The organism is Acinetobacter sp. NIPH 284 (assembly GCF_000369425.1).
Taxonomy (GTDB): domain Bacteria; phylum Pseudomonadota; class Gammaproteobacteria; order Pseudomonadales; family Moraxellaceae; genus Acinetobacter.
The window spans coordinates 274,304-300,715 of the sequence record NZ_KB850010.1 but is presented as its reverse complement, the minus strand read 5'-3'; the positions used below and the strand labels follow the sequence as shown (position 1 = coordinate 300,715).

Genomic DNA, 26,412 nt, shown 5'->3' with positions numbered 1-26,412 from the left:
CTTCATTCATGCTTTGCAAAAAAAAGGTACAAAAACAATACAAATCAAAAAAATGATTTAATCTTAATATATTGATTTTAAATATTTTTATTTAAATCTTCTGTTTTTAACAATCTGCTTAAAATTATTGATTCTATAGAAGGTTCTGTATATCTTTTAAACAAAGAGCAATCCATTTTGAATCAAAGTTTTTACAAAAAATGTGATGTTAATTTACCTTTTGGAAAAATTGCTTTTAATTTTGCCATCCATGATCAGCAGATTCATAAACATGGCGAGGTAAACTATAAAAAATCTATGCTTGTGTTAACGAGCACCAAAAAATTGAGTGAGTGTGGCAGCTATGAATGATTATTTGGATATTACCGCTTCTGAGCTATTAAAAGAATTACATAATTTTTTCTTGATTAATACTTATAATGGCGCTGAAAATGGTTTTTGGGTCAATGAAAAAGCATTGATTGATAAACATTATTGGATGGATGGAGAGAACAAGGTCGAGATTATACGAGAGCTGATTCCTTCACATCAGCATTCACATCCTGACTATCAGATTACCTTATTATCTCCATTAGAAGGGAATATCCTCTTGCTACAATATGATGGCGTGAATAAAAAGATTCAGACATTCCGTCGTGGTGAATGGGTAAATCGCTTATATAAATATTTTTATCAAAAAGAACGTTATTATTTACAACAACTTTCTGAGCATCCAAATTTTCAGCTCATTCAATATTAAGCTTTTATATTTAGCTCACTAGGTTCTTAATACGTATCGTGTTAGGAACCTAATTACATATTGCTAAAATATTGATGTATATTGCGATAAAATTTATAAAATATTTTTTTAAGATTATTTTCAGTTTTTAAAATTATAAATACAATCCTTGCTCCCAGCTGACTCGCTAAAAATCTTATTTGTCCACAAATTGTAAGATGATTCATGCATGATTCGCGCTCAGCCATTTTCGAATATTGAGAAGATATCTCTATGACAACACGTTTAGTGTCTCCGACCTTAAAAACATTTTTAGGTCTAATGATTGGTTTAGTTGCGAATACAGCAACTTTTGCAGAAAATTCCAAAATTGATGCGACAACGTTAACCGTCATTGGTTATCATGAAATTACCGAGCATAAAGATGCACTCATCCCAAGTTATGCAGTAACAGCACAACAATTCAGCGAGCACATTGATTGGTTACAAAATAATGGCTATCACTTTATCAATGTCGATCAACTGATTAAAGCACATCAGGGCAAATATACTTTACCCACTAAACCTGTGTTATTGACAGTAGATGATGGTTATCAGTCTTTTTATCAAAATGCTTATCCAATTGTACGTGCGAAAAAAATTCCAGTTGTATTAGCAGTTGTCGGCTCTTGGTTGGAGCCAAAAGCTAATCAGAAAGTAGACTTTGGTGGGGAAGAGATTACGCGCAATAAAATTTTGAGTTGGAATGAACTCAAAGAAATGCAAAATAGTGGCTTAGTTGAGATTGCAAGCCATAGCTATCATTTGCATCGAGGAGTAAACGCAAACCCTCAAGGTAATTCAGAACCAGCAGCGATTACTCGAATCTATGATTCAAATACGAAAACCTATGAAAGCGATGCAAATTATCAAGCACGTGTTTATCAAGATTTAAAGAAAAATAATGAATTATTGCAGGCACATGGTTTACGTTCACCACGTGTTATGGTTTGGCCTTATGGTCGCTACAATATGCAATTAGTTCAAATTTCTAAACAATTGGGTATGCCGATTACCATTACTTTGGATGATGGCGCTGATCATGCCAAACAATCGATCCAAAATATGGGGCGTATTTTAATTCAAGGAAATATGTCAACCAATGCCTTGGCACAAGAAATTAAGAACCGCGAACTGAATTTGAATGATAATAATCGTCCGCAAAAGATCATGCATGTGGATTTAGATTACATCTATGATCCAGACCCACAACAACAGGAACGCAATTTAGGTAATCTGTTAGATCGTATCAATGCAATGGGAGTCAAGACTGTTTATTTACAAGCATTTTCTGATCCTGATGCAAATGGTTCTGCTGATATGGTGTATTTCCCAAATCGTCATATTCCAATGCGTGCGGATTTATTTAACCGAGTAGCTTGGCAAATTCAAACACGTACGCCAGTACAGCGTTTGTATGCTTGGATGCCTTTACTTGCATGGGAATTACCTAAATCAGACCCAGTGTCAAAGGATTTAGTTGTCACGCAACAAGCAAAAGCAGGCGAGCATTTGAATATGGGGTATATCCGCTTAAGCCCATATTCACCAAAAGCAAGACAAACCATTAAAGAGATTTATCAAGATCTTGCAAAATCAACGCCATTTGATGGCCTGTTATTCCATGATGATGTGACATTATCTGATTATGAAGATGCAAGCCCTCAAGCACTAGCAGCCTATGCGAAACAAGGTTTGCCAACGGATCTGGCCAAAATACGAAATAATGACGACAAGTTACAGAAATGGACTGCTTATAAAACGCGTACCCTAGATGATTTTGCAATGGAGCTCGCAGGTGAGGTGCGTCAATATCAGCCTTATTTGATGACTGCACGTAATTTGTATGCGCAAGTTGCCCTTAACCCGTACGCCGAAAATTGGTATGCACAGTCTTTAGAAGAGTCATTAAGACGTTATGATTTCACTGCAATAATGGCAATGCCGTATATGGAGCAATCGGATCATCCCGAAAAATTTTATACGGATATTATGAATCGGGTGAAACAATATCCAAACGGGATTAAAAAGACAGTGATGGAGTTACAAGCCATTAACTGGCGTAATGATCAGAAGATTCCTTCTGAAGAAATGGCAGCAACAATTAAGTCGCTTTATCAACAAGGTGCGATGCACATTGCATATTATCCTGACGATCCGATTAAAGAACACCCAGATGTGGAAACGATGCGTAAGGCATTTGCTTTAAAATCATCACAATTAGTACCATAACGGAGTAATGTGTCGATGAGTATAATTGCTTTATTATGGGCTTATGCCATTAAGTTTGTTTTCTATTATCCATTATTTATGTCGTATTTATGGATGGTTGGGGCAATTATTTTTTATTGGAAAGAGCGCCAAGATCCTCCATATCAGCAGCCAGCAACTTTGCCTGAATATCCTAAAGTTGCTGTACTCGTTCCTTGTTTTAACGAGGGGGATAACGCAGAAGAAACCATTAGTCATGCTTTGCAATTAGATTATCCAAACTTTGAAGTGATTGCGATTAATGATGGTAGTTCTGATAACACGGGCGAAGTGCTGGATCGTCTCGCGATGCAGCATGAAAAATTACGTGTGGTACATCTTGCTCAAAACCAAGGTAAAGCGATGGGACTGCAAGCGGGCAGTTTAATGACTGATGCTGAGTTCTTGATAGGTATTGATGGTGATGCGTTACTAGATCCTCATGCTGCTAAATGGATGATGCGTCATTTTCTAGAAGACTCAACAGTTGCAGCAGTTACAGGTAATCCACGTATTCGTACACGTTCAACTTTATTGGGACGTATACAGGTCGGTGAGTTTTCTTCAATTGTTGGCATGATTAAACGTGCACAACGTACTTTTGGCCGTTTATTTACAGTATCGGGTGTAATTACTGCATTTCGTAAAAGTGCCGTACATCAAGTTGATTATTGGTCTCCAAATATGTTGACTGAAGATATTGATATCACTTGGAAATTACAACGCGCAGGTTGGGATGTTCGTTTTGAACCAAATGCTTTGGTTTGGATTTTGATGCCAGAGACTTTTAATGGTTTATGGAAGCAACGTTTACGTTGGGCGATGGGTGGGGCACAAGTTCTGATTAAGAATATTGATGTGTTCTTTAAGCCAAAACTTAATTTTCTCTGGCCTTTAATGTTGGAGCTTTGCTTAACATTAGTATGGTCATATTTGATGTTGATTATGGCTGTCATGTGGTTGTTACATTTTGTATTTACAATCCCAGCCCTTGCTATCGTTAGTTCACCATTTTTACCATACGGTAGTGGAATTTTATTAGGTGCGACCTGTTTAATTCAGTTTGCTTTAAGCAAATGGATGGATAGTCGTTATGAGCCAAGCCTAGGGAAAAATTATTATTGGATGATTTGGTACCCATTTGTGTTTTGGTTAATTACGATTACTGCTACAATCGTCGCCTTTCCAAAGGTACTGTTGCGTGGTGATGAAAAACGCGCCCGTTGGATTAGCCCAGATCGTGGAATTCGCTGAGTCGCAAGATTCATTTTGCTGAGACTAGAAATGAAAGCAAATAGTTTGATTATCGATGTTCGTCGCCAACTCCCATGGCATAAGCGTTATTTTTCTACGACCACAACAGCAATGATGTGGGCAGGTTGGCTGCTATTATGGCGACCATTTATTTTAGTTTGGGTGTTAATTGAACTGCAAAAAACGCATCTTGCACAACGTTTAATGGCTGCATTCAGTCAAGGTCTTGAGCACGGAATTACAGCACTTTTCATGTGTGCGGTAGCATTATTATTATGGGGGCTTTTACCTTCAAAACGCGTACATAAAAAACATGCAATTGAAAAAGCACTACCTGATTATGCACGTTATTTTGAGTTGCCTGAACAAGAAATTCAAGCTGGTCGCCAACAAAAAGTAACCACGCTGCATCATGATGAAAATGGTAAGATTATTAGAGTTGAATAAAATTTATTCGATTGAGAAGTATAAATGCCTTAATTTTAATTAAGGCATTTTTTTATGCTTGTCTTAAATTTTAGACATAAAAAAACCAGCTTACGCTGGATTTTTATTTGCACCATATTTCATTAGTTGAAAAATGGTGCCCGAGGCCAGACTCGAACTGGCACGCTTTGTGGGCGGGGGATTTTAAATCCCCTGTGTCTACCGATTTCACCACTCGGGCATGTGCGCAATAATAGAGGAGACTTTAAAACTTGGCAAGAGTAAAAAGTATTAATTGCTTTCTTTTCAATCAATTCATGTGTTTATCAGATAAAAATTAAGCATTGTCATATAATTTTCATGATTATTTCATCAAACTGAGATCAAACTTTCATTTAAGCAACTTAGTTTTAATTACTTAAAGTAATAAAATTAAGGTAGCTATCCAAATGACAGCAAAAATTTCACGACGGGAACTCATTCAAAAAAGTTTATTCGGATTTGGGGCATTGTCTTTATCTGCGGGATTTACAGGATGTAATGACAGTTCAGATCAAGAAACAGCGACATTACAAGTTAATTTTGAACATGGCGTTGCCAGCGGTGATCCACTACAGGATCGCGTGATTTTGTGGACACGCTTAACACCAAGTGATAGCAGTGCACGGTTGCAAGTCACTTGGGAAATTGCGTTAGATCAGCAATTCAAGCAAATTATTAAAACCGATAAAGTCACTACTGCTGCTGCGCAAGACTTTACTGTAAAGGTGGATGCAACTGGATTAAAACCAAATCAAAGCTATTTTTATCGTTTTGTTTTCGGTGATAAAATTTCGCCAGTAGGTCAGACTAAAACCTTGCCGACCAGTACATCAAAGGTTAGTTTTGCTGTGTGCTCGTGTTCTAATTATCCAGCAGGCTATTTTTATGTTTACCGTGAAATGGCAAAACAAAATGTAGATGTCGTGATTCATCTAGGCGATTATATTTATGAATATGGCGCTGATGGTTATGCGACAGAAGATGCAGCGAAATTAGGGCGTACGCTTCCTGCGAATAATGATAAAGAAATTATTAAACTGGATGACTATCGCAAACGCTATGCTTTATATCGTAAAGATAAAGACTTACAAGCTTTACATCATCGCCATCCTTTTATTGTGATTTGGGATGATCATGAATTAGCAAATGATGCATGGCGAGAAGGGGCGGAAAATCATACTGAAGAAACAGCAAATGCAAAGAATGAAGGTAAATTCTCTGAAAGAAAATTAGCAGCATTGCAAGCTTATTTTGAATGGATGCCGATTCGTCCAATTGATGATCAGCATATCAAGATTTATCGACAGTTTGATTTTGGTAATCTCGTTCAGCTTACTATGTTGGATACACGTATTATCGCGCGTGATCAGCAATTAGATTATGTAGATTATATGACCGCAAATGGTTTGAATGCTGCAAAATTCCAAGCGGACTTAACCAACCCTGCACGTACTTTAATGGGGTATACCCAACGGGATTGGCTACTCGGAAAACTTCAACAATCTAATGCAACATGGAATGTTTTAGGTCAACAAATATTAATGGCGAAAATGTTGATTCCTGCTGAGTTGTTACTTTCTTTGGCTGAAATAACTTCAGGCAATCCAACTGCCGACACCTTAAATAAAATGAATACGCAAATTACTGAGCTAGTCACCTTAAAGATGCGTTTAAAGCAAGGTGATCCGAGCTTAACCAGTCAGGAAAAAGCTCGTATCCTCACCGTTGCACCTTATAACTTAGATGCATGGGATGGTTATTTTGTTGAGCGTGAAATTTTATACGGCACTTTGGCACAATTAAATAAAAAAGTTGTGGTGTTGGCAGGGGATACCCATAATGCATGGTCTTCTAATTTATATAGTAAAGATGGTGCATTTGTAGGTGTGGAATTGGCAACCAGTTCAGTTTCTTCACCAGGTCTGGAAAAATATTTAAATATTCCATTGGCTCGGTTACAGCAGTTTGAATTTGCATTTACCACCTTGATTGATGAGCTGAACTATTGCAACTTAAACCAACGAGGTTATCTCATGGTTCAGTTTGATGAAACTCAGGTACAGTCACAGTGGGTTTATGTGGATTCAATCAAAAAATCTGAATATAGCATTGATACAGCCAGACAATATCAGCTCAGTTTTGATAAGAATTTGTTGCCAGTGAAAGCAGGGCAGCAAGTTGCGTAAACGATTGATACATCGAGCCAAACGTTAATGTTTGGCTTTTTTATTCTTAAATTTCAGACATAAAAAAACCAGCATTAAGCTGGAATTTTTAGCACCAAATTTCATTTGCTGAAAAATGGTGCCCGAGGCCAGACTCGAACTGGCACGCTTTGTGGGCGGGGGATTTTAAATCCCCTGTGTCTACCGATTTCACCACTCGGGCTTTAAAACCAAATTTGGAGGCGGGGGTCGGAATCGAACCGGCGTACACGGAGTTGCAGTCCGCTGCATGACCATTCTGCCACCCCGCCATCATTTGGTGATGCACATATTAGCAACCTTTAGAAAAAAAACAATAGTGTTTGCCGTGAATATGCACATAAAAACAACATCTAAAAGAATATTGGTCAAATTATCATGTATTATTTACGCAATTGATTCATACCCACTTTGGAGATGCGCTGTGGCATTGGTTTTAGACGGTCGTGCGTTGGCAACACAAATCGAAGCTGATTTGTTGGTTCGTGTAGAAGCATTAAAAGCAAAAACGGGACGTACCCCAATTTTGGCAACAATTTTGGTTGGTGATGATGGTGCATCGGCAACGTATGTGCGTATGAAAGGCAACGCTTGCCGCCGTGTCGGTATGGATTCATTGAAAGTTGAGCTTTCTAAAGAAACAACTACAGAACAATTGCTTGCTGAAATTCAAAAATTAAATGCGGATCCTGATGTACACGGTATTTTGTTGCAGCACCCAGTGCCTGAACAAATTGATGAAAGAGCATGTTTTGATGCCATTTCATTAGCTAAAGATGTGGATGGCGTGACTTGTCTAGGTTTTGGTCGTATGGCAATGGGCGAGGCTGCATATGGTTCAGCAACTCCAGCTGGCATCATGACCATTTTGCAAGAAAACAAGATCGAGATCGCGGGTAAACATGCAGTTGTGGTCGGTCGCTCAGCGATTTTAGGCAAACCAATGGCAATGATGTTATTACAGGCGAATGCGACAGTAACTATTTGCCACTCACGTACTCAAAACTTAGCTGAATTGGTAAAACAAGCAGATATCATTGTCGGTGCGGTGGGTAAAGCTGAGTTGATTCAAAAAGACTGGATCAAGCAAGGTGCAGTTGTTGTAGATGCAGGTTTCCACCCGCGTGATGGCGGTGGTGTCGGTGATATTCAATTAGTGGGAATTGAAGAGATTGCTTCTGCTTATACACCAGTTCCAGGTGGTGTGGGGCCAATGACGATTACGACTTTGATTCGTCAAACTGTTGAAGCTGCTGAAAAAGCATTAGTTTAAAGATTAATAGCCCCTCGATAAGAGGGGTTTTTTAGAATTAAAGATATATGAGTTGTACATTTCAATTTGCGAAAGCCCCTGAACAATTGCTTCAAGCATTACATGAAGTCATCCCTAATACGGATCTACTAGCACAGCAGCTTCCTGAAACACCTATATCGTTATGGTTGATTCCACCAGTTTTTCCAACGGATCGTTTGGATGATGAGGTGATTCGTCGTATTTGGAATGAGACACCGTATTGGATTTTCTGTTGGGCATCTGGTTTAGCGATGGCACAGTGGTTACTCGCTGAGCCACATCATGTTAAAGATAAAGTGGTCTTGGATTTTGGTGCAGGTTCGGGCGTAGTTGCAATTGCTGCAAAAATGGCAGGTGCGAAGCGTGTGATCTGTTGTGATATTGATCCAGTAAGTCTTGAGTCATGTCGTGAAAATGCTTTGTTGAATGATGTTGAACTTGAATATTTGGATGATTTATATAAAGCCGAGCAAGTGGATGTATTGCTCGCTGCGGATGTCCTGTATGACCAATGCAATCGTTTCTTCTTAGATGAGTTTCTTAAGTTCGCACCTGAAGTTTGGGTTGCCGATAGCCGAGTTAAAAACTTTAGTCACCCTCAATATATGAAAATTGATGAACGTAGTGCAACGACTTGGCCTGATTTGGATGAATCCAAAGAGTTTAGAAATGTGAGTTTCTACTGCACAAAATAAATAATGTTTAATCTAAAAATAATCAGTGTTGAGACTATCAAATCTCAACACTATTTTCCTCTTACTCATGCTAAAACATTCAGTTGAAATAGAAATAATCTTCAAAAGGAAAGAAAATGAATATTCAACAGGTTGATGATAATAAACATGGGATATTTAAGCTGTTCAACGGTGAAACAGTAGCTGGTGAAATGGCTTATACATGGGCTGGGATACTTGTTAATTATTGATCACACTGATGTGAATGATCAATTTCGAGGGCAAGGATTAGGTCGAAAACTTTTAAATGAGTTAGTTACTTTTGCAAGAAGTCGCAACATTAAAGTCATTCCTTTATACCCATTTGCAAAGTCGGTTTTCGATAAAGACCTATCAACTCTTGATGTCTTGAAGATATAAAATATATAGGATGTATAAAGCTAAAGAAAAACTTATGCATCCATGATTATTATTTATTCAGAACAAGTATAGCGAATGACTTTAAGTGTAGTCGGGCGTGCTTCAAGTGCTTGGCGTGTTGCATATCCTTCACTGTTATTGAAATCAGGTGAATTAGAAAGTCCAAAAGTTGCACGACTATTTCTAAGTTTTACGCCGTATTGTTCTTGTTGTGTAGGATTCATAATTTCATTCAAACTGAGTATTGAAATTTTATAAGTTTTTCCTACGCCTAAAACTTGGTTGCATGCATGTTGTAATTTCTTTTGATCTAAATCTTGATTGGTACGTCCTGCAAGGGTGTAAGCAATCGTGGTTGAAGTTGTTGTTTTATTTTCTATTTGGTAACCCGTCACCCCGTTAAATTTGTGTGGTGTACTTTGACATGCAGTGATCACAAGTGCACTTGTAACGATAATGAATAAATTGGTTTTTTTCATATCTATAATCCTATTATTTCCATAATTAGTATGGCATAAAATAAGGTTGTTATTGTGAGTAATCTTTGAAATTGGCGCTATTCATCGTATTGAGGTTCAAAGTTAAAGAAAGAATTTTCGTTTTCGAACAATTTTGCATATAATCTGCCAAGTTTTTTTATTTAATACAGAAGTCGTTGCTTTATTGCAGTATTTTTGCCCGTTTTAACGGGCATTTAGTTTATTGGTCTGCTATAAGGCAAGTCTGGATAGGTGTGTCATGATCTCTACAGATAGTCAAAAAAAATATGTGGTTGCGTTTGACCAAGGTACAACAAGTTCACGAGCAATCGTGTTGGATCATGATGCAAATGTTATTAGTATTGCTCAGCGCGAGTTCACGCAAATCTACCCACAACCAGGTTGGGTTGAGCATGATCCTATGGAAATATGGGCAACTCAAAGTGCAGTTTGGGTTGAGGCGCTAGCACAAGCGGGTATTTCAAGTGACCAAATTGCTGCAATCGGGATTACTAACCAACGTGAAACCACGATCATTTGGGATAAGAAAACTGGTAAGCCGATTTATAATGCTATTGTTTGGCAAAGCCGTCAAAGCAATGAAATTTGTAATCAGTTACATCAAGATGGTTGGGATGATTATGTTCGAAAAGTAACGGGCCTAGTCATCGATCCATATTTTTCAGCAACAAAAATAAAATGGATTCTGGATCGTGTTGAAGGAAGTCGTGAGCGTGCAGAGCGCGGTGAGCTTTTGTTTGGTACGGTGGATACGTGGTTGATTTGGAAATTGACCAATGGTCAAGTTCATGTGACAGATTATACCAATGCTTCACGTACCATGCTGTTTAATATAGAAAAATTGGAATGGGATGACAAACTTTTAGAAGCCTTAAATATTCCTAAAGTCATGTTACCTGAGGTTCGTAGTTCTTCTGAAGTCTATGGATACACACATACCATTAGCGGTCAGGAAGTTGGAATTCCAATTGCAGGTATTGCGGGGGATCAACAAGCTGCATTATTTGGACAAATGTGTGTAGAAGTCGGGCAGGCCAAGAATACCTATGGGACAGGTTGTTTCTTATTGATGAACACAGGGAAGCGTATAGTTCAATCTGAACATGGTTTGTTGACTACCATTGCATGTGGTGCAAAAGGTGAAGTGAATTACGCTCTAGAAGGTGCTGTGTTTAATGGTGGATCATGTGTGCAATGGTTGCGTGACGAACTCAAAGCGATTAATGATTCGTATGATTCTGAATATTACGCAACCAAAGTGAAAGATAGTAATGGCGTATATGTTGTGCCTGCTTTTACAGGTTTGGGTGCGCCGTATTGGGACCCAACCGCACGTGGTGCGATCTTGGGTATTACACGTGGTGTGAGTATTGAGCATATTATTCGTGCGACCTTAGAGTCAATTGCTTATCAAACACGCGATGTATTAGATGCAATGCAACAAGACTCTGGCGAAAAGTTGCGCACACTCCGCGTAGATGGTGGTGTAACAGCGAATAACTTCTTGATGCAATTCCAAGCGGATATTCTTTCGACTTCAGTTGAACGTCCAGCAATGAAAGAAACCACAGGCATGGGAGCCGCATTTTTGGCTGGTTTAGCTGTCGGTTTCTGGTCGGATTTAAATGAATTGAAGAGTAGAATGTCGATCGAACGAACCTTTATACCTGAATGCAGTCAGGATCAAACTGAAAAATTGTATAAAGGTTGGTTAAAAGCTGTCGGACGTACTCGAGATTGGGCAGAAGATTAAGCTAAAATAGCCGGATTTAATATGCCGTAAATAACACAGGATTGATGAGCATGAGCTTGATACTGCGCCAACAAAAAACCCTCGAATTAGTACGAGAGCGTGGTTATATTAGTATTGAAGAACTTGCTCAACATTTCGATGTTACACCACAAACGATTCGTCGTGATATTAATCAATTAGCGGATGAAGGCCTTTTGCGCCGTTATCATGGCGGCGCTGCGCATGATTCAAGTGTTGAAAATACAGAATATACGATGCGTGTCGGGCATATGCTTGAGCAAAAAAGAACAATTGCTGAAGCTGTTGCTGCTGCCGTTCCAAATCACGCTTCTTTATTTATTAATATTGGCACCACAACCGAAGCGATTGCTCATGCACTACTGAATCACACGGGCTTAAAAGTCATTACTAATAACCTGAATGTTGCAAAGACCCTGAGCACAAAAGAGGATTTTGAAGTTCTGATTGCCAGTGGCCGTGTTCGTCCAGATGGTGGTGTCATTGGTCAAGCAACCGCTGATTTTTTCAAACAGTTTAAAGCAGATTATGCGCTTATCGGGATTAGTGGAATTGAAGAAGATGGCACATTGCTTGATTTTGATTTTCAGGAAGTGTGTGTCTCTCAAGAAATTCTTTCAAGTGCACGCCAAGTTTTTTTAGCCGCGGATAGCAGTAAATTTGGGCGTAATGCGATGATTCGATTAGGTTCACTTAAGCAAGTGGATTGTATTTTTACTGATCAACAGCCAAATGAGCAATTTATAAAAACCATCCGAGAGTTAGATGTTGGTTTGATTGTTGCAAAATAAATATTCATTTTCGAAAAATTGTTACTTTTCTTGAGTTAATCAATTTAACTCAAGATATATTCAATAAAAACTATATTTTTCTTATAAATAAATACGATTACCGTGTTTCTGAACTGTTAGTTTCTCCATCGAATTTTACCATTTATCTAAAAGTGTCGATAGATTGGCATTTTTTGATCTATTTTTTATTGTTTATTTTCGATTTATATGTTTAAATTTTCATTATCGAAAAATAATGAAAAATTTGTGGTGATCTATGCAAACTTCTCCTCAGACAAATGAAAAAATCTATGACCTTGCGGTCATTGGTGGTGGTATCAATGGTGTTGGTATTGCAGCTGATGCTTCAGGACGCAGTTTATCGGTATTCTTGTGTGAAAAAGATGATTTAGCCAGTCATACTTCTTCAGCAAGCAGTAAGCTCATTCATGGTGGTTTACGTTATTTGGAACACAAAGAATTTCGTTTAGTACGTGAAGCGTTAGCTGAGCGTGAAGTGCTATTGGCTAAAGCTCCACATATTATTCGCCCAATGCGTTTTATTATGCCGCATCGCCCACATCTTCGCCCTGCATGGTTGATTCGCACGGGTTTGTTCTTCTATGACCATTTAGGTAAGCGTGAGAAATTATTGGGTTCAAATAATGTCTATTTTAAAGAAGATAGCCCTTTAAATTCTGCGATAACACGTGGTTTTGAATATTCTGACTGTGCTGTTGATGATGCTCGTTTGGTTGTACTTAATGCGATGCATGCCCGTGAAAAGGGTGCTGATATCGTAACTCGTACTCGTTGTTTGTCTGCACGAAGAGATGGGCAGTATTGGATTGTTGATTTAGAAAATGAAAATTGTCAATACCAAATTAAAGCAAAGGCACTGGTCAATGCTGCTGGCCCTTGGGTCGCAAAATTCATCAAACAAGATTTAGAGCTCAAATCACCTTATGGTATTCGCTTGATTCAAGGTAGTCATATCATTGTACCGAAACTGTATGAAGGTGATAAAGCATTTATTATGCAAAATGATGACCGCCGTATTGTCTTCGCAATTCCTTATTTAGATCAATACACCATGATTGGAACTACGGATCGTGAATACCAAGGTGATCCTGCGCAAGTGCAAATTACTCAAGCAGAAACAGACTATTTGCTTGAAGTGAGCAATGCACATTTCAAAAAACAGCTTACTCAAGCGGATGTTATTTGGACATTTGCTGGGGTACGTCCACTCTGTGATGATGAATCAGATAATCCTTCTGCAATTACGCGTGACTATACTTTGGCTTTGTCCAAAGGTGAGGTGGGGCAGGCCCCATTACTTTCCGTATTCGGTGGAAAGTTAACAACTTATCGAAAATTAGCTGAGTCAGCTATGCAGCAGTTAAAAGCATTCTTCCCTGAAATGAAGGGGAGTTGGACTGCAACAGAAGCTTTACCTGGTGGCGAAAATATGGAGTCTGTTGAACAGTTGATGCGAGAAATTCGTGCACAAATCACTGATGCATCAGAAGCTTTAGTTAAGCGTTGGGCATCAGCTTATGGTTCACGTATTTGGAATATTTTAGGCGAGAAAAGTTCAGTTGAGCAACTTGGACAGCACTTTGGACAAGGTTTGTATGCGCGTGAAGTGGATTATTTATGTACTGCTGAATGGGTAACAACCAGTCAGGATGTATTATGGAGACGTTCTAAACTAGGACTTAGCTTCACGCAAAAAGAAACAGAAGCTTTGGATGCTTATCTGATTGCAAAAACTCATAGCAACGAAGCTGCTTAAAAAGCGCTATAGCAGTATCTAAGCGCTGTCTTTAAAAAAGCCCTTTATCTAAATAACCTGAGTTCGGCGAACTCAGGTTATTTACTGATAGATGTGCAGGGGGCTTTGGGGGATGCGAATATTGTCATTTATTCGATGCATTGATGATTTAAATCATTTATTAATTGATGCTTGATTTTAGAGTGTTTTGATGAAAACCGTACGTGGGCAAATTGCTCATTTGGTTAGTGGCTGAGTAGAGTTATCGTCGTAACAGTTCATTGCATGCAAATTGCGTAGGTTTAAATAGACACGAAGCATCCATTTAACGCCTGAATTAGGTGCCGCTTTCGACATTACTAAGCACCGCTGATTTCACGATTTCTGAGTAAAGTGATATAACAAAATCATCAGTTAGTAACGAAACAAGCTCATCGTAGGCTAGCTTTGTATACTTTTTTATCTCTATTTCCTTCGTCATAGAGTGTGTATTCGTTATCTTGTTTAAAGATAAAGAAAAGAAACGGACTAGCAGGATTTTTTCATCTAGGACGATAACAATAGACTTTCTATCATCGTATGCATGCACAAGCCAATTAGTACCACCATATGTTTTATTTAATGAGCCAATTGAGTCGGCTCTGGAGTGCCTTGTTAGGGGGTATTACAGGCTAAACATTTGCAGGACTTTGTTAAGACGCCTCTCATAAGCCTGATCATTTTTGCAATTGGTAGCCAGTTGGTGACAGAACGTTTTTAATGCTTCAAGGAACACCAAATAAATGTCTTCTATATGAACTGGAATATGTTTACACCGTCTATTAAAGGCGTTGTGGATGCAAATAACTTGGCTTGTGGCGATTCTTTGGCGCCAGCGTAATACTGTAATTCTTTTGCATTATTGTTGTTGGATAGATCAGATTGGGATGTGAAGGTGTGAAGCACTGCACAGCGCGCCGCCCAAAAATCTAACTCGTTAAAGTTAATGCGAGGGTCGCCAAGCATGTATTTTTTTACCCAATTCTTGAATGAATCGCCTGTTGCTTTAATTTGTGATGGCGGTGCGTCTAGTAGCCCCATTGCATCTATGCACGAATAGAGCAAAACCAGCATTTGCCCATATAGCTTTGCGCCGTAAAGAAGGTTTAAACCATGTAAACTGTTGCTAAGGTATTTTTCGATTCTGCTATCTATTTCGAGTGACATGAGTCTGCTTTGCCCCTAACTATTCTTATGCGGTAGTGGTGATACATAAGATTCCAAATTCTGCTGCATAAGATGCCTATTTAATGAAGTATTAAACAAAATAATATTGATTTATTTTGACTTAAAACCATCATTAAATCATAAAAATAACAAGGATAATAACATGTCAGTTCATTAGCCTAAATTACTTGATTTAGTTAGGCGGCATATCCGTTATAAGCATATTAGTTATAGGGTTGGGTGGGTCTGTTATTTAAGGTATTTCTAGTCGTGGTGAAACCAAGGTTTTCGATTTTCTGACATGTCACTACGTTGATGGTTTGTGGCGTTTCTTTGGTTGGGGTGTTTAATTTTGCACCACAATTGTTTTAGTAACTACTTATAAATGTGTTGCGCATCGTTACGGAATCCGCCAAATAAAAAGGCCACCGAAGTGACCTTTTAAATCTCCCTGAACCCCTCTTTAATCAAGAGGGAAACTAGAGTGATTAAGCAGATTTAACAGCTGCTAATAATTCATTTTGACGATCTTTAAGTGCTTGCGGTAAGCGGTCACCAAGTTTAGTAAATAACTCAGTATGGCTTTCAAGCTCTTTGATCCATTGGTCTTTGTCTTGTGCTGTAACAGTTTCGAATTGTTCTTTAGAGAAGTCGATACCTGTCCAGTTCAACTGTTCGTAAGTTGGAACATAACCGATTGGTGTTTCAGTCGCTTCAGCACGACCTTCACAACGATCAATAATCCACTCAAGAACACGCATGTTTTGACCGAAACCAGGCCATACGAAGTTGCCTTCAGCATCACGACGGAACCAGTTTACATTGAAGATTTTTGGTAATTTGTTACCAGCAGCTTCTGCTTTAGCGCCAACTTCTTGACCAAGTTGTAACCAGTGACCGAAGTAATCAGCCATGTTATAACCAGCGAAAGGAAGCATTGCAAATGGGTCACGGCGAACAATACCTTGTTGACCAACAGCAGCAGCAGTTGTTTCTGAACCCATTGTTGCAGCTTTATAAACGCCATCAACCCAGTCAAAAGCTTCAGTTACTAAAGGTACTGTATCTGCACGACGACCACCGAAGATGAATGCAGAGATTGGTACACCTGCTGGATTTTCCCAGTCAGCATCAATAGAAGGGCATTGACCAGCTGAAACTGTAAAGCGAGCATTTGGATGAGCCGCTTTTTCACCTTCAACGTGAGGCTGACCTTTCCAGTTGGTTAAGTTTGCTGGAACTTCTTTAGAAAGACCTTCCCACCAAATTTCACCGTTATCTGTTACAGCAACGTTGGTATAGATAACATCTTTAGTTAATGTCGCCATACAGTTCGGGTTAGTTTTGGTATTTGTACCAGGTGCAACACCGAAGAAACCCGCTTCTGGATTGATTGCATATAAACGACCATCTTCACCTGGTTTGATCCAAGCAATATCGTCACCTACAGTTTCAATCTTCCAACCTTCATAACCTGCTGGTGGAATCAACATAGCAAAGTTGGTTTTACCACACGCAGAAGGGAATGCCGCAGCGATGTAGTGTTTTTCACCTTGTGGATTGGTTACGCCTAAAATAAGCATGTGCTCAGCTAACCAACCTTGCTCACGACCCATTGCAGAAGCAATACGTAAAGCTAGGCATTTTTTACCAAGTAAAGCATTACCACCATAACCAGAACCGTAAGACCAGATTTCACGAGTTTCTGGGTAATGAACAATGTATTTTTCATTGTTACATGGCCAAGCGACATCTTTTTGACCATCTTTCAATGGAGCAGCAACCGTATGAACACATGGGATAAACTCACCATCTGTACCTAATACGTCATAAACTGCTTTGCCCATACGCGCCATTTTTGTCATGCTGACAGCAACGTAAGGTGAATCTGTTAATTCGATACCGATGTGTGCAATATGGCTTCCTAAAGGACCCATAGAGAAAGGAACGACGTACATGGTACGACCTTCCATTGCGCCATCAAATAAGCCGTTTAATTTCGCACGCATTTCAGCAGGCGCAACCCAGTTGTTTGTTGCACCAGCATCTTCTTGATTTTCAGAGCAGATATATGTGCGATCTTCAACACGAGCAACATCAGAAGGGTCAGAATTTGCAAGATAAGAACCAGGATGTTTTTCTTGGTTAAGTTGTTGCATGGTGCCGTTAGCGATCATCAAGTCGATCAGACGTTGATATTCTTCCGCGCTTCCGTCACACCATTCGATTTTTGCTGGTTTGGTTAATTTTGCAATTTCTTCCACCCATGCAATAAGCTTAGGGTGACGAACGAATTCTGGTGCGTTCACTTGGGTCATGGTGATGCCTTTTTAAAGTGTGTACGACGTACAATTCTATTCATTGGATGACAATGAAAATAGATGAAGTAAAAAAAGTGGCTGTATTAAAGCATAAAATCGTAAAAAAAATAAGACTACCGTGCTTAATAGAGTCTTAATCTAAGAGTGTATATTTATGGGTAACGTATTGTTTTTGCTTAAATTGAGTATTTTTTGGTTCTATATGTAATTTTTTTATGTGTATTATTTTTATTTTAAATTATTATTAAAAACAATTAGATAGATTTGTTTATTTTTTTTGAGAATTATTATTGATAAATTGAATAATGCTCATCCAAAATTTACATAAACAAACTTTTAATTGTTGATTTTATAAACAAAAATACTGGTGATTTATCTTTAAGGCTGTTAGGTATGATTCAGAATTTACGGCCCTTGTCCATAATTTACAATCAAAAATCTGGCTTTCATGCAGCACAGCAAGAAGACCAGTATGAAGCTCTTATGGCTTTTTGGAGTCAGAAAGGATTTGAAATTCAGGTGTTTGAATTAAATTCGCACATGAATTTTGATGAAATGATGAATAATGTTTTATCTCGACATCAACAGGAACATGCGCGTGGGGTAGTTGTTGCTGCAGGTGGTGATGGTACATTAAATGCCGTAGCAAAAAAGTTAATGCATACCAATATTCCAATGGGAATAATGCCCTTAGGTACGTTTAATTATGTTGCACGTGCTTTAGATATTCCGATTGATGTGGCTCTAGCAGCAGAAGTAATCGCAGTGGGTCAACCGCGCGAAGTTCATGTTGCAACGATTAATGATCAAATTTATTTGAACAATGCCAGTTTAGGTTTGTATCCTTTATTCATTAAGAAGCGTGAACTTTATAACCAGTATTTAGGGCGCTTTCCATTACATGCTTATACTTCGGCATTAGATGTGCTACTGCGCGAACATAAATCATTAAAACTCGCACTCACGGTTGATGGGAAAAAATATCCTGTAGTTACTCCGTTAATATTCTTTGGTAATAATCAGTTGCAATTAGAGGATATGAAATTAAGAGTTGCAGAATGTGCTGCAAAAGGCAAGTTAGCTGGAGTTGTTGTTGCTAAAAGTGACCGAATCATTTTATTAAAAATGCTATGGAAACTTGTTCAAGGGGAAATCGATCAAGCATCGGACGTCTATTCTTTTTGTGCCGAACAAATACAGGTTGACTGTAAAAAGGCCAAACTTACTGTTGCAGTCGATGGGGAATTAGTGGATATGCAACCACCTTTAAAATTCTCAGTAAAAAAATCAGCCTTGAAAGTGATGGTTCCAAATGTTGTTACACCTATCTGATCTACATTTTGGTACTGAACGTGAAGAATGTATTCAAGCGATACGACTGTTTTGCCAACAAAAACGCCCAGAGGCAATTGTAATCAGTGGCGATTTAACCCAGCGTGCGCGTTTCAAGCAATTTTATGATTGCCGTCAGTTTTTAGATTCTTTACATATCCCATATCTTGTTGTGCCAGGTAATCATGATATTCCGCTTTATCATGTCTGGAAACGCTTCTTCTCTCCATTTGTACGTTACCAAGCGTTTTTTGGCCGTTTAGAGTCTACTTTAGAAACGGAGCATTTTTATATTGTTGGCATGAATAGTATTCGTCGGAGATACCATACCCGAGGGCATATTTCTCTTGAGCAAATTCATGAAACGGATACCAAGCTGAAAAATGCACCCACAAATAAAATAAAATTGGTCACTTTCCATCAGCCTTTTTATACCTTCCCAAATGAGCATGGAGATAAGGATTGTCCTGTGCTTGCTAAAATTGCATTAGAACGTTGGGGTGAGACAGGGTTGTTTGGTTTATTACATGGGCATCTACACAAAGTTGCTGTTCATGATTTAAATCAAATTTTTCAATTGGGATTCAACCATCCTATTTTAGATATTCATGCTGGAACAGCAACTTCAAATCGTTTGCGTTTTGGGTTTTCAAATAGTTTTAACGTGATTTTAGATGACGGAACAATTGAGCATTATTGGTTTGATGAAAAACAGAAAATCTTTCTTCGATCATGAAATGCTGCTTAATTCGGCAAGATCATGTGATTGTGTTGAAAAAAACATCTTTAAATAGATTTTTTTTTAATTTCCCCCTTGAAGCCATTTTTTTTAACCCCACAAAAGTGGCATATCAAATTTTGTTATGGCGCTTTTGTCTTGTCATAACAATTTATCAAAAAAGACTAAGTCTGATGGAGTTAAATATGAGCAACATTCGTCCATTACATGATCGTGTTGTGATTCGTCGCGTAGAAGAAGAAACTAAAACGGCTGGTGGTATTTTACTTCCAGGTTCTGCTGCTGAGAAACCTTCTCAAGGTGAAATCATTGCAGTGGGTAATGGTCAGATCACTGACAATGGCGTTCGTGCTTTAGACGTTAAAGTTGGTGACAAAGTATTGTTCGGTACTTATGCAGGTACAACAGTAAAAGTAAGTGGTGAAGAACTCTTAATTATGAAAGAGTCGGACATCTTAGCTGTGCTTGAAGGCTAACTCGACACATAACTCAAATTTATTTTCAGATTCAGTATTTAAAAAGATTCGGAGTTTAACATGTCAGCTAAAGACGTAAAATTTGGTGATTCAGCTCGCTCAAAAATGATCGCAGGCGTTAACGTGCTTGCAGATGCAGTAAAAGTAACTTTAGGTCCTAAAGGCCGTAATGTTGTCATCGACCGTTCTTTCGGTGCACCACACATTACTAAAGATGGTGTAACAGTTGCGAAAGAAATTTCTTTAAAAGACAAGTTTGAAAACATGGGTGCTCAACTTGTTCGTGAAGTTTCTTCTAAAACCAACGACATCGCGGGTGACGGTACAACAACGGCAACTGTACTTGCTCAAGCAATTTTAAATGAAGGGATCAAATCTGTAACTGCAGGTATGAACCCAATGGATTTAAAACGTGGTATCGATATCGCAGTAAAAACGGTTGTTGAAAATATCCGTACCAATGCAAAACCTGCTGATGATTTCAAAGCAATTGAACAAGTGGGTTCAATCTCTGCAAACTCTGACACAACTGTTGGTAAGTTGATTGCGCAAGCAATGGAAAAAGTAGGTAAAGAAGGTGTTATCACTGTAGAAGAAGGTTCTGGCTTCGAAGATGCTTTAGACGTTGTAGAAGGTATGCAGTTCGACCGTGGTTATATCTCTCCATACTTCGCGAACAAGCAAGATACTTTAACTGCTGAACTTGAAAATCCGTTCATTCTTCTTGTAGATAAAAAAATCAGCAATATCCGTGAATTAATCACGGTATTAGAAGCTGTTGCTAAAACAGGTAAACCACTTCTTATCATCGCTGAAGATGTTGAAGGCGAAGCGCTTGCTACACTTGTTGTAAACAACATGCGCGGTATTATCAAAGTATGTGCGGTTAAAGCACCTGGTTTTGGTGACCGTCGTAAAGCAATGCTTCAAGACATCGCGATCTTGACTGGCGCGACTGTTATTTCTGAAGAAGTCGGCATGTCTTTAGAGCAAGCTTCTCTTCAAGATTTAGGTACTGCACACAAAATCACTGTATCTAAAGAAAATACTGTGATTGTTGATGGCGCGGGTAATGCTGCACAAATCGCGGAACGTGTTCAACAGATTCGTGCGCAAATCGAAGAATCTACGTCTGAATATGACAAAGAAAAACTTCAAGAACGCGTTGCTAAATTAGCTGGCGGTGTTGCAGTTATCAAAATTGGTGCAGCAACTGAAGTTGAAATGAAAGAGAAGAAAGATCGTGTTGACGATGCACTTCATGCAACGCGCGCAGCAGTTGAAGAAGGTGTTGTAGCAGGTGGTGGTGTTGCACTGGTACGTGCTGTAAACGTATTGGATGGCTTAAAAGGTGCAAACGAAGATCAAACTGCGGGTATCAACATTTTACGCCGTGCGATTGAAGCGCCACTTCGTCAAATCGTTTCGAATGCTGGTGATGAGCCATCAGTTGTCATCAATGCAGTTAAAGCGGGTGAAGGTAACTTTGGCTATAACGCTGCAACTGGTGAATATGGCGATATGTTGGAAATGGGTATTCTAGACCCAGCTAAAGTAACGCGTTCTGCACTTGAGCACGCAGCTTCTGTTGCTGGTTTAATGTTGACTACAGAATGTATGATCACTGATATCCCAGAAGATAAACCAGCTGCTCCAGATATGGGCGGAATGGGTGGTATGGGCGGAATGATGTAAACCGCGCATATGTGGTTTAAGTTATTGTAATTTAATAATATTTAATCAGTATTTGTTAAACTTACTCATAATGTTACTCACATTCAAGTTTGTTACAAAAAAGGTCACAAATTTTATTTGTGACCTTTTTAATTTTATAGATCTACTAGATCTCTTAAAAACTAAAGTCATCATATTAGATAAGAATTTAACTATTGGATGAATGAAAATATTGAAAAAATACGCCTGAGAAAAATCAGGCGTTTTTGACTTAGAACAACAGCTATTTCATTCTGACGTAAGAGTGGAGTTTTCCTCATGAATAATACAGGAAAGGACATAGCTATTAAGCCAGTAATTTTTACGTCCATCTTTGATTGGTCTTGTCACGCGACCAGTTTTAATTCGATCATATAGCTCCTTTTCTGAAATATTCATGCGCAAAGCGAATTCGGCAGTAGATACTCGACGTTCGGTATTAGTTAGGTCTATAGATACAGCCATTAAATATCTCCTTCAATAAAGTTTTAAGAGAAAACCTCTTAAAATAAAGGCTATCAAAATATAAAAAAAAAAGATGAGATATATGGAAAAAAACCAAAAAAAGATGAGATATATGCAGAAAATAAAAAAAGATGAGATATGTTTAAAAAATAAAAAAAAGACTTATTTTTTTTATTATATCAGTAAATAATCTTTTGTAAGTTGTCAGTAATAACAACGTTAGCTCATTAGCCCATTTAAAATAAATGAGCTAAACGTATACTACTTTATCTTTTAAGCTATATTTTTATTTAAAAGGCATCCTTGGGTCAGATAAAATAGAGTTTTTCTTATCGTTAAAGTTTCTACCAATTTCTGAGAACTTAAATTCATTTATTTCATATTCTGAAAATAATTCTCTGTTAAAATAATTTTTAGTCTGATAAAGCTCTACCATCTTAAGTGTAATATCCAGATAATTCATTTCAATATCTTTAGATTTTAAAAATGATATAAGCACACTGCCAAGAAAAAACTTCTCATGATTCTCTTTTTTCCTGTCTTTTATCTTCTGATTTCTTTGCTTATACGAATTATTCAAAGATTTTTTAATTTCATAGTGTGCTTTTTGTTTGATTTCATATGGAATTTTTCTATTGTAATTTTTTAGCATTTTTAATGTTATTTTTAATCTTTCTTCAGTCTGAGAAAAAGGATCTTCATATCCACTAAAATCAACGATATCATTTTCAATATCAGAGCGATTACTCTTTTCGATTGTGCAGATAGAATCCATTAATTCTGATAATCTGTCTAATTCTAAGATTTTGTGATATTTATTATTTAATCTTTTTGTGTCTTCTTCGGTAAATTGATTTTCTGTTTTCGATTGAATTAATTGAAGTACCAACTCATCTGAATGAGTACGTCTTGCTATCTGATTTAAGTGTTTTTCAACTCTTAAAATTATTTCTCTCACTGTTAATTTAACTCTAGCCATTTTTAAACCATCTGTTTTTAGGAAAATGTTGGTATATCACAAAGTCTAAAAAAAAATCGTCAAAAGTTGATGTTTTCAAAAAATACTACTCTTCTGTTAATTTGAGCTGTTAATTTATGGCTGTTAATAGTGGGACAGATAAAAAATATTTTTTGCGAATGCAAAAAAGATTTTTTATATCTCGTATCCGTGTCTTTTAAATTTCGCTTCGCTTTCATTTAAAAGACACTTCTCCTCGTGCTGCGCAGCCCTGTTAATTTTTAAGTATATGATTTTTAATGATTATAGGGTGTTACTCTTATGTGCTATCGGCGTTACTCATATTTTAAAGAGTGTTACTCTTATTTATTTAAGCTGTTACACGTATTTTATAAATATCTTATGTGACTGTTTTTATTGGTAAAAATTGATATTTTTTAATTTTTTAGTCTGTTACTCTTATTTTTAGGTTCTGTTACTCGTGCAATTTTATTAAATGTGTGTTTTTTGATCGAAATTTAAGTTTTTTTCATTTTTCTTCACCAAACGAATCATGATTTTTTAAAATTTTGTAGGATCCGATATTCCAATTTAATTAATATCGGAAGTAAAGATGTATTATTTTCATTTAAGTCACAACGTTAAAGGTGATAGTCAAATAAAATTGAGTGACGGTCATTCAAAGTATCGACTATCAAAAAGTGCCTATCACTATATTACTCGCACCTTATATTTTTCTAAGCATAAAAGTGAGATTGAAGAGCTTGAATATTGTGCTTCTTATCATATGCCAGCTTGGGTCGATAATCATCCCGATCAGTTTTGGTATGCAGCAGATCAATATACAAGTGAGACCCGACGAACCTCATCACATATTACAATCGCTTTGCCAAAAGAATTGGATGAAAATCGGCGCATTGAATTATCTGAAAGGTTAATGCATGAGTTTTGTGGTCAATATAAAATGCCATGTACAATCGCAATTCATAATCATGTTGCTGCGCTGGATGGACAGTCAGAACAACCACATTTACATTTATTATTTTCAGAAAAAAGTATGTTGGATAATATCCAACGTTTACCAGAACAGTTCTTCAAGCAATATCGTCAAAAAAATCCTGATAAAGGTGGTGCATTAAAAATCACGGCTGATGTGCTTGGGTTTGGTCGTAACATATTATTTCACTACCGAACAAAAACTGAAAAAATAATAAATGAATTTTTAGAAAAATATGCGCCAACTAAGATTGTAGAAATTCATGGTCTTAAATTAGAAGTGAGCAGTGCAGTGTCATGTTTATCAAATGAAGATTATAATAAAAAATATGGAACTAAATTAAAGGATGTTCCTCAAATTCCTAGGCACTTACTGTATAGCACCGATCCTGAAGATCAAGACACAGTGAAAAATTATAGAAAGGAGATTCGGGAAATTCGTCAAAATAACTTATGTGAACTCTATAAAAAAGAGTATGAGTTAGCGTTGGCTAAAAAACGTGAACAGGAAAATACGAATACACATTATCGTGATCAATCGAAAGATCTAGATTATGACTTTTAATATACATACATTAAATAACTAAGGTCGGTTATCTCTGATGAGCCAGTTGAATGGATTTAATCAGTCTTTGTTTAACCTTTGATTTAATCAAATGATCCGTTTATGAACTTCCTATAGACGGATCATTTGAAATTGGTCTTCGTTCGATTTGACCTATTTCTTTAAATAATTTTCCATTTGTAGCTGTTCAAGCATGTGCCATTGATAGCGCTCATGTCCTGCAAAATTCTGTTTGATATATACAATATGTTGAAGAATCCGCTTCTGATACTTTAAGAGTTGTTGAATACGTAGATCATCACAATCAATATCTACACGGTGCTGCCTGAGTGCTTGATAAAAGCAGCGGTAATTGACATCCATATTTTTTAACGTTTCGTTTGATGCAGCAGGGTGGAGGGGTTGGCTTAATCCTTTTACTGAATAAGATTCACGCGTGACAAAGTCGGGGCGCAGACGGGATTCTTTTGCCACTTTTAATGTTGGTTCAAATGTATTTGATTTAACCTTGATATTTTGAAATGCCTGTTGTATTGAACTCATTAACATGGATGACTGGACGGCTTGAGCAGACTTCTCCAGAGAGGGGGTGATTACGACGGGATCAGGAGTTGGTACGATCTCATTAGGCTGATTGTTTTGCCCGTTATTCAGCGTGATGAGTTGTTTTAATTTCTTATAATTAATCGTATAGAAATTGGTTTGTAGCCATTTGTTCTGTGCTAACTTTTCAATCACAAGAATTCCAGCTTGCTTTAACTTTGCCACAATTCGTTTGATTGTTGATACGCTATACACGCCAAGCGTCGCTTGCCATTGCTCGTAGCTATGGAACCAATACTTTTTTCCATTAAAAATTTTCCCCTCGTTATTTTCTAAGCAATAATGCAATTTCTGTAGAAAATTGGCAGCCGCTACGCCAAACGCTTTTGCAAGCGTAGGCGAAGCAATTAAAGGATAGTCTCCCGAAATCAGGAGATTGTTATTCTTCTTAGCCTTGGACATGACCAGCTCCAAACAGCACACGCTGTGCGCGCTCAATCAACTTGTGACGTTGATGCGTACGGAATGCCCATAAAGAGGAGAGGTTATTATTTTGATTAAACTTTGCGACTTCGAGAATTTGCTCATCATTCATTTCATGCATACATTCACGGATGATCTGATGTGCTTGTTCAAGTTCTTTGAGCAAGGAATTTGCGGTATCAACAGCAATATAAAGATTGGCGAGTGTCTGGCGTTGTGGATTTGAAATTGATTTACCGAGTTCAACAATTAGTTGAGAGGCTTGTTTTTTAGGTGTGCAAGTGTTTGCACCATGAAGAATTGCGTTCATAGCAGTAGTCCTAGATAAGTTTAATTACTTACCGCCATCACTTGTCACAATGATGGTGGCAGCTAAACAGGGGTGACAATACTGAATCTAGGCTCAGCCAACCTTACGGTTGCCCTGTCAAGCTGCCATAACGACTGCTAAACAGTAGACAAAAAAATAGCCGCAA

The 26,412-nt window shown here is 37.7% G+C and carries 22 protein-coding genes, 3 tRNA genes and 1 pseudogene; 16 read left to right on the top strand and 10 right to left on the bottom strand.

Features of this window, described 5'->3' with window-relative positions; translation table 11 throughout:
• Window positions 1-343: 343 nt before the first annotated feature.
• The 4 genes from F908_RS04495 to pgaD all read left to right on the top strand — a co-directional run bounded on the left by F908_RS04495 (window position 344) and on the right by pgaD (window position 4,708).
• Window positions 344-739 carry a hypothetical protein gene (locus F908_RS04495; protein WP_005158138.1) on the top strand — a complete coding sequence of 132 codons (396 nt, stop codon included), beginning with the start codon at window positions 344-346 and terminating at the stop codon, window positions 737-739.
• A 252-nt stretch (window positions 740-991) separates the two neighbouring features.
• The gene (gene pgaB, locus F908_RS04490; protein WP_005158137.1) at window positions 992-2,989 is read left to right on the top strand and encodes a poly-beta-1,6-N-acetyl-D-glucosamine N-deacetylase PgaB; all 1,998 of its coding nucleotides are present in this window, start codon (window positions 992-994) and stop codon (window positions 2,987-2,989) included.
• A 15-nt stretch (window positions 2,990-3,004) separates the two neighbouring features.
• The gene (gene pgaC, locus F908_RS04485; RefSeq protein WP_005158135.1) at window positions 3,005-4,261 is read left to right on the top strand and encodes a poly-beta-1,6-N-acetyl-D-glucosamine synthase; all 1,257 of its coding nucleotides are present in this window, start codon (window positions 3,005-3,007) and stop codon (window positions 4,259-4,261) included.
• 30 nt (window positions 4,262-4,291) lie between these two features.
• Window positions 4,292-4,708 (top strand): poly-beta-1,6-N-acetyl-D-glucosamine biosynthesis protein PgaD, encoded by a 417-nt coding sequence (pgaD, locus tag F908_RS04480; RefSeq protein ID WP_005158127.1) that lies wholly within the window; start codon window positions 4,292-4,294, stop codon window positions 4,706-4,708.
• A gap of 134 nt (window positions 4,709-4,842) precedes the next feature.
• On the opposite strand, the gene F908_RS04475 is transcribed toward pgaD, so the two are convergent.
• Window positions 4,843-4,928, bottom strand: a tRNA-Leu gene (locus F908_RS04475).
• A 208-nt stretch (window positions 4,929-5,136) separates the two neighbouring features.
• Here F908_RS04475 and F908_RS04470 point away from each other — a divergent pair.
• On the top strand, window positions 5,137-6,915 hold the full coding sequence (locus F908_RS04470) for an alkaline phosphatase D family protein (protein WP_005158124.1): 1,779 nt from the start codon (window positions 5,137-5,139) through the stop codon (window positions 6,913-6,915).
• A gap of 116 nt (window positions 6,916-7,031) precedes the next feature.
• Here F908_RS04470 and F908_RS04465 read toward each other — a convergent pair.
• Together F908_RS04465 and F908_RS04460 are read right to left on the bottom strand one after the other, a co-directional pair.
• Window positions 7,032-7,117 (bottom strand) — tRNA-Leu (locus tag F908_RS04465).
• Between the two features lie 14 nt (window positions 7,118-7,131).
• A tRNA-Cys gene (locus F908_RS04460) sits at window positions 7,132-7,205 on the bottom strand.
• 152 nt (window positions 7,206-7,357) lie between these two features.
• Between F908_RS04460 and folD the strand changes: the two genes are divergently transcribed.
• The 3 genes and pseudogenes from folD (at window position 7,358) to F908_RS04445 (ending at window position 9,321) form a co-directional block, all read left to right on the top strand.
• Window positions 7,358-8,206 carry a bifunctional methylenetetrahydrofolate dehydrogenase/methenyltetrahydrofolate cyclohydrolase FolD gene (folD, locus tag F908_RS04455; protein ID WP_005158123.1) on the top strand — a complete coding sequence of 283 codons (849 nt, stop codon included), beginning with the start codon at window positions 7,358-7,360 and terminating at the stop codon, window positions 8,204-8,206.
• A 47-nt stretch (window positions 8,207-8,253) separates the two neighbouring features.
• The gene (locus tag F908_RS04450) at window positions 8,254-8,922 is read left to right on the top strand and encodes a class I SAM-dependent methyltransferase (RefSeq protein ID WP_005158121.1); all 669 of its coding nucleotides are present in this window, start codon (window positions 8,254-8,256) and stop codon (window positions 8,920-8,922) included.
• A gap of 116 nt (window positions 8,923-9,038) precedes the next feature.
• Window positions 9,039-9,321: pseudogene (locus tag F908_RS04445) on the top strand (GNAT family N-acetyltransferase).
• 53 nt (window positions 9,322-9,374) lie between these two features.
• Here the strand turns inward: F908_RS04445 and F908_RS04440 are convergent.
• Window positions 9,375-9,800: a hypothetical protein gene (locus F908_RS04440; RefSeq protein WP_005158117.1), complete on the bottom strand. Its 426-nt coding sequence runs from the start codon at window positions 9,798-9,800 to the stop codon at window positions 9,375-9,377.
• A gap of 259 nt (window positions 9,801-10,059) precedes the next feature.
• On the opposite strand from F908_RS04440, the gene glpK reads away from it, so the two are divergent.
• The 3 genes from glpK to glpD all read left to right on the top strand — a co-directional run bounded on the left by glpK (window position 10,060) and on the right by glpD (window position 14,160).
• Window positions 10,060-11,574 carry a glycerol kinase GlpK gene (gene glpK / locus F908_RS04435; protein WP_005158115.1) on the top strand — a complete coding sequence of 505 codons (1,515 nt, stop codon included), beginning with the start codon at window positions 10,060-10,062 and terminating at the stop codon, window positions 11,572-11,574.
• Window positions 11,575-11,624: 50 nt separating this feature from the next.
• Window positions 11,625-12,383 carry a DeoR/GlpR family DNA-binding transcription regulator gene (locus tag F908_RS04430; RefSeq protein WP_005158113.1) on the top strand — a complete coding sequence of 253 codons (759 nt, stop codon included), beginning with the start codon at window positions 11,625-11,627 and terminating at the stop codon, window positions 12,381-12,383.
• A 256-nt stretch (window positions 12,384-12,639) separates the two neighbouring features.
• The gene (gene glpD / locus F908_RS04425) at window positions 12,640-14,160 is read left to right on the top strand and encodes a glycerol-3-phosphate dehydrogenase (RefSeq protein WP_005158111.1); all 1,521 of its coding nucleotides are present in this window, start codon (window positions 12,640-12,642) and stop codon (window positions 14,158-14,160) included.
• Window positions 14,161-14,928: 768 nt separating this feature from the next.
• Here the strand turns inward: glpD and F908_RS04420 are convergent.
• Entirely contained in the window at window positions 14,929-15,345 is a 417-nt protein-coding gene (locus F908_RS04420) for a hypothetical protein (protein WP_005158110.1), read from the bottom strand.
• A gap of 488 nt (window positions 15,346-15,833) precedes the next feature.
• Complete coding sequence (locus F908_RS04415; protein WP_005158109.1) at window positions 15,834-17,663, bottom strand: phosphoenolpyruvate carboxykinase (GTP); 1,830 nt, start codon at window positions 17,661-17,663, stop codon at window positions 15,834-15,836.
• 396 nt (window positions 17,664-18,059) lie between these two features.
• Here F908_RS04415 and F908_RS04410 point away from each other — a divergent pair, with 396 nt between their 5' ends.
• The 4 genes from F908_RS04410 (at window position 18,060) to groL (ending at window position 21,908) form a co-directional block, all read left to right on the top strand.
• Window positions 18,060-18,998, top strand: a complete 939-nt coding sequence (locus F908_RS04410) for a diacylglycerol/lipid kinase family protein (protein ID WP_005158108.1) — start codon at window positions 18,060-18,062, stop codon at window positions 18,996-18,998.
• A complete protein-coding gene (locus F908_RS04405) occupies window positions 18,979-19,734 on the top strand; it encodes a metallophosphoesterase family protein (protein ID WP_005158107.1) in 756 nt (251 codons plus the stop codon). Before F908_RS04410 ends, F908_RS04405 begins: the two co-directional genes overlap by 20 nt.
• A 188-nt stretch (window positions 19,735-19,922) precedes the next feature.
• Window positions 19,923-20,213: a co-chaperone GroES gene (locus F908_RS04400; RefSeq protein WP_005144860.1), complete on the top strand. Its 291-nt coding sequence runs from the start codon at window positions 19,923-19,925 to the stop codon at window positions 20,211-20,213.
• A 60-nt stretch (window positions 20,214-20,273) separates the two neighbouring features.
• Complete coding sequence (groL, locus tag F908_RS04395) at window positions 20,274-21,908, top strand: chaperonin GroEL (protein ID WP_004770360.1); 1,635 nt, start codon at window positions 20,274-20,276, stop codon at window positions 21,906-21,908.
• A 267-nt stretch (window positions 21,909-22,175) separates the two neighbouring features.
• On the opposite strand, the gene F908_RS04390 is transcribed toward groL, so the two are convergent.
• Window positions 22,176-22,391: a hypothetical protein gene (locus F908_RS04390; protein WP_004828347.1), complete on the bottom strand. Its 216-nt coding sequence runs from the start codon at window positions 22,389-22,391 to the stop codon at window positions 22,176-22,178.
• Between the two features lie 286 nt (window positions 22,392-22,677).
• Window positions 22,678-23,370 (bottom strand): hypothetical protein, encoded by a 693-nt coding sequence (locus F908_RS04385; protein ID WP_004828350.1) that lies wholly within the window; start codon window positions 23,368-23,370, stop codon window positions 22,678-22,680.
• Window positions 23,371-23,962: 592 nt separating this feature from the next.
• On the opposite strand from F908_RS04385, the gene F908_RS04380 reads away from it, so the two are divergent.
• Window positions 23,963-24,910: a MobA/MobL family protein gene (locus tag F908_RS04380; protein WP_004828353.1), complete on the top strand. Its 948-nt coding sequence runs from the start codon at window positions 23,963-23,965 to the stop codon at window positions 24,908-24,910.
• Window positions 24,911-25,063: 153 nt separating this feature from the next.
• On the opposite strand, the gene F908_RS04375 is transcribed toward F908_RS04380, so the two are convergent.
• Entirely contained in the window at window positions 25,064-25,915 is an 852-nt protein-coding gene (locus tag F908_RS04375) for a hypothetical protein (RefSeq protein ID WP_004828355.1), read from the bottom strand.
• Window positions 25,902-26,246 carry a hypothetical protein gene (locus tag F908_RS04370; protein ID WP_004828357.1) on the bottom strand — a complete coding sequence of 115 codons (345 nt, stop codon included), beginning with the start codon at window positions 26,244-26,246 and terminating at the stop codon, window positions 25,902-25,904. The genes F908_RS04375 and F908_RS04370 overlap by 14 nt, the downstream gene beginning before the upstream one ends.
• Between the last annotated feature and the right edge of the window lie 166 nt (window positions 26,247-26,412).

Excerpts from the sequence above, each read along its gene's own strand:
- F908_RS04450 (WP_005158121.1), top strand. The coding sequence starts at position 8,254 with ATGAGTTGTACATTTCAATTTGCGAAAGCCCCTGAACAATTGCTTCAA.
- F908_RS04390 (WP_004828347.1), bottom strand. The coding sequence starts at position 22,391 with ATGGCTGTATCTATAGACCTAACTAATACCGAACGTCGAGTATCTACT.
- pgaB (WP_005158137.1), top strand. The coding sequence starts at position 992 with ATGACAACACGTTTAGTGTCTCCGACCTTAAAAACATTTTTAGGTCTA.
- pgaC (WP_005158135.1), top strand. The coding sequence starts at position 3,005 with ATGAGTATAATTGCTTTATTATGGGCTTATGCCATTAAGTTTGTTTTC.
- F908_RS04430 (WP_005158113.1), top strand. The coding sequence starts at position 11,625 with ATGAGCTTGATACTGCGCCAACAAAAAACCCTCGAATTAGTACGAGAG.
- groL (WP_004770360.1), top strand. The coding sequence starts at position 20,274 with ATGTCAGCTAAAGACGTAAAATTTGGTGATTCAGCTCGCTCAAAAATG.
- glpK (WP_005158115.1), top strand. The coding sequence starts at position 10,060 with ATGATCTCTACAGATAGTCAAAAAAAATATGTGGTTGCGTTTGACCAA.
- F908_RS04385 (WP_004828350.1), bottom strand. The coding sequence starts at position 23,370 with ATGGCTAGAGTTAAATTAACAGTGAGAGAAATAATTTTAAGAGTTGAA.
- F908_RS04495 (WP_005158138.1), top strand. The coding sequence starts at position 344 with ATGAATGATTATTTGGATATTACCGCTTCTGAGCTATTAAAAGAATTA.
- pgaD (WP_005158127.1), top strand. The coding sequence starts at position 4,292 with ATGAAAGCAAATAGTTTGATTATCGATGTTCGTCGCCAACTCCCATGG.
- F908_RS04400 (WP_005144860.1), top strand. The coding sequence starts at position 19,923 with ATGAGCAACATTCGTCCATTACATGATCGTGTTGTGATTCGTCGCGTA.
- glpD (WP_005158111.1), top strand. The coding sequence starts at position 12,640 with ATGCAAACTTCTCCTCAGACAAATGAAAAAATCTATGACCTTGCGGTC.
- F908_RS04380 (WP_004828353.1), top strand. The coding sequence starts at position 23,963 with ATGTATTATTTTCATTTAAGTCACAACGTTAAAGGTGATAGTCAAATA.
- F908_RS04405 (WP_005158107.1), top strand. The coding sequence starts at position 18,979 with ATGTTGTTACACCTATCTGATCTACATTTTGGTACTGAACGTGAAGAA.
- F908_RS04410 (WP_005158108.1), top strand. The coding sequence starts at position 18,060 with ATGATTCAGAATTTACGGCCCTTGTCCATAATTTACAATCAAAAATCT.
- F908_RS04375 (WP_004828355.1), bottom strand. The coding sequence starts at position 25,915 with ATGTCCAAGGCTAAGAAGAATAACAATCTCCTGATTTCGGGAGACTAT.
- F908_RS04440 (WP_005158117.1), bottom strand. The coding sequence starts at position 9,800 with ATGAAAAAAACCAATTTATTCATTATCGTTACAAGTGCACTTGTGATC.
- F908_RS04420 (WP_005158110.1), bottom strand. The coding sequence starts at position 15,345 with ATGTCACTCGAAATAGATAGCAGAATCGAAAAATACCTTAGCAACAGT.
- F908_RS04415 (WP_005158109.1), bottom strand. The coding sequence starts at position 17,663 with ATGACCCAAGTGAACGCACCAGAATTCGTTCGTCACCCTAAGCTTATT.
- F908_RS04370 (WP_004828357.1), bottom strand. The coding sequence starts at position 26,246 with ATGAACGCAATTCTTCATGGTGCAAACACTTGCACACCTAAAAAACAA.
- F908_RS04470 (WP_005158124.1), top strand. The coding sequence starts at position 5,137 with ATGACAGCAAAAATTTCACGACGGGAACTCATTCAAAAAAGTTTATTC.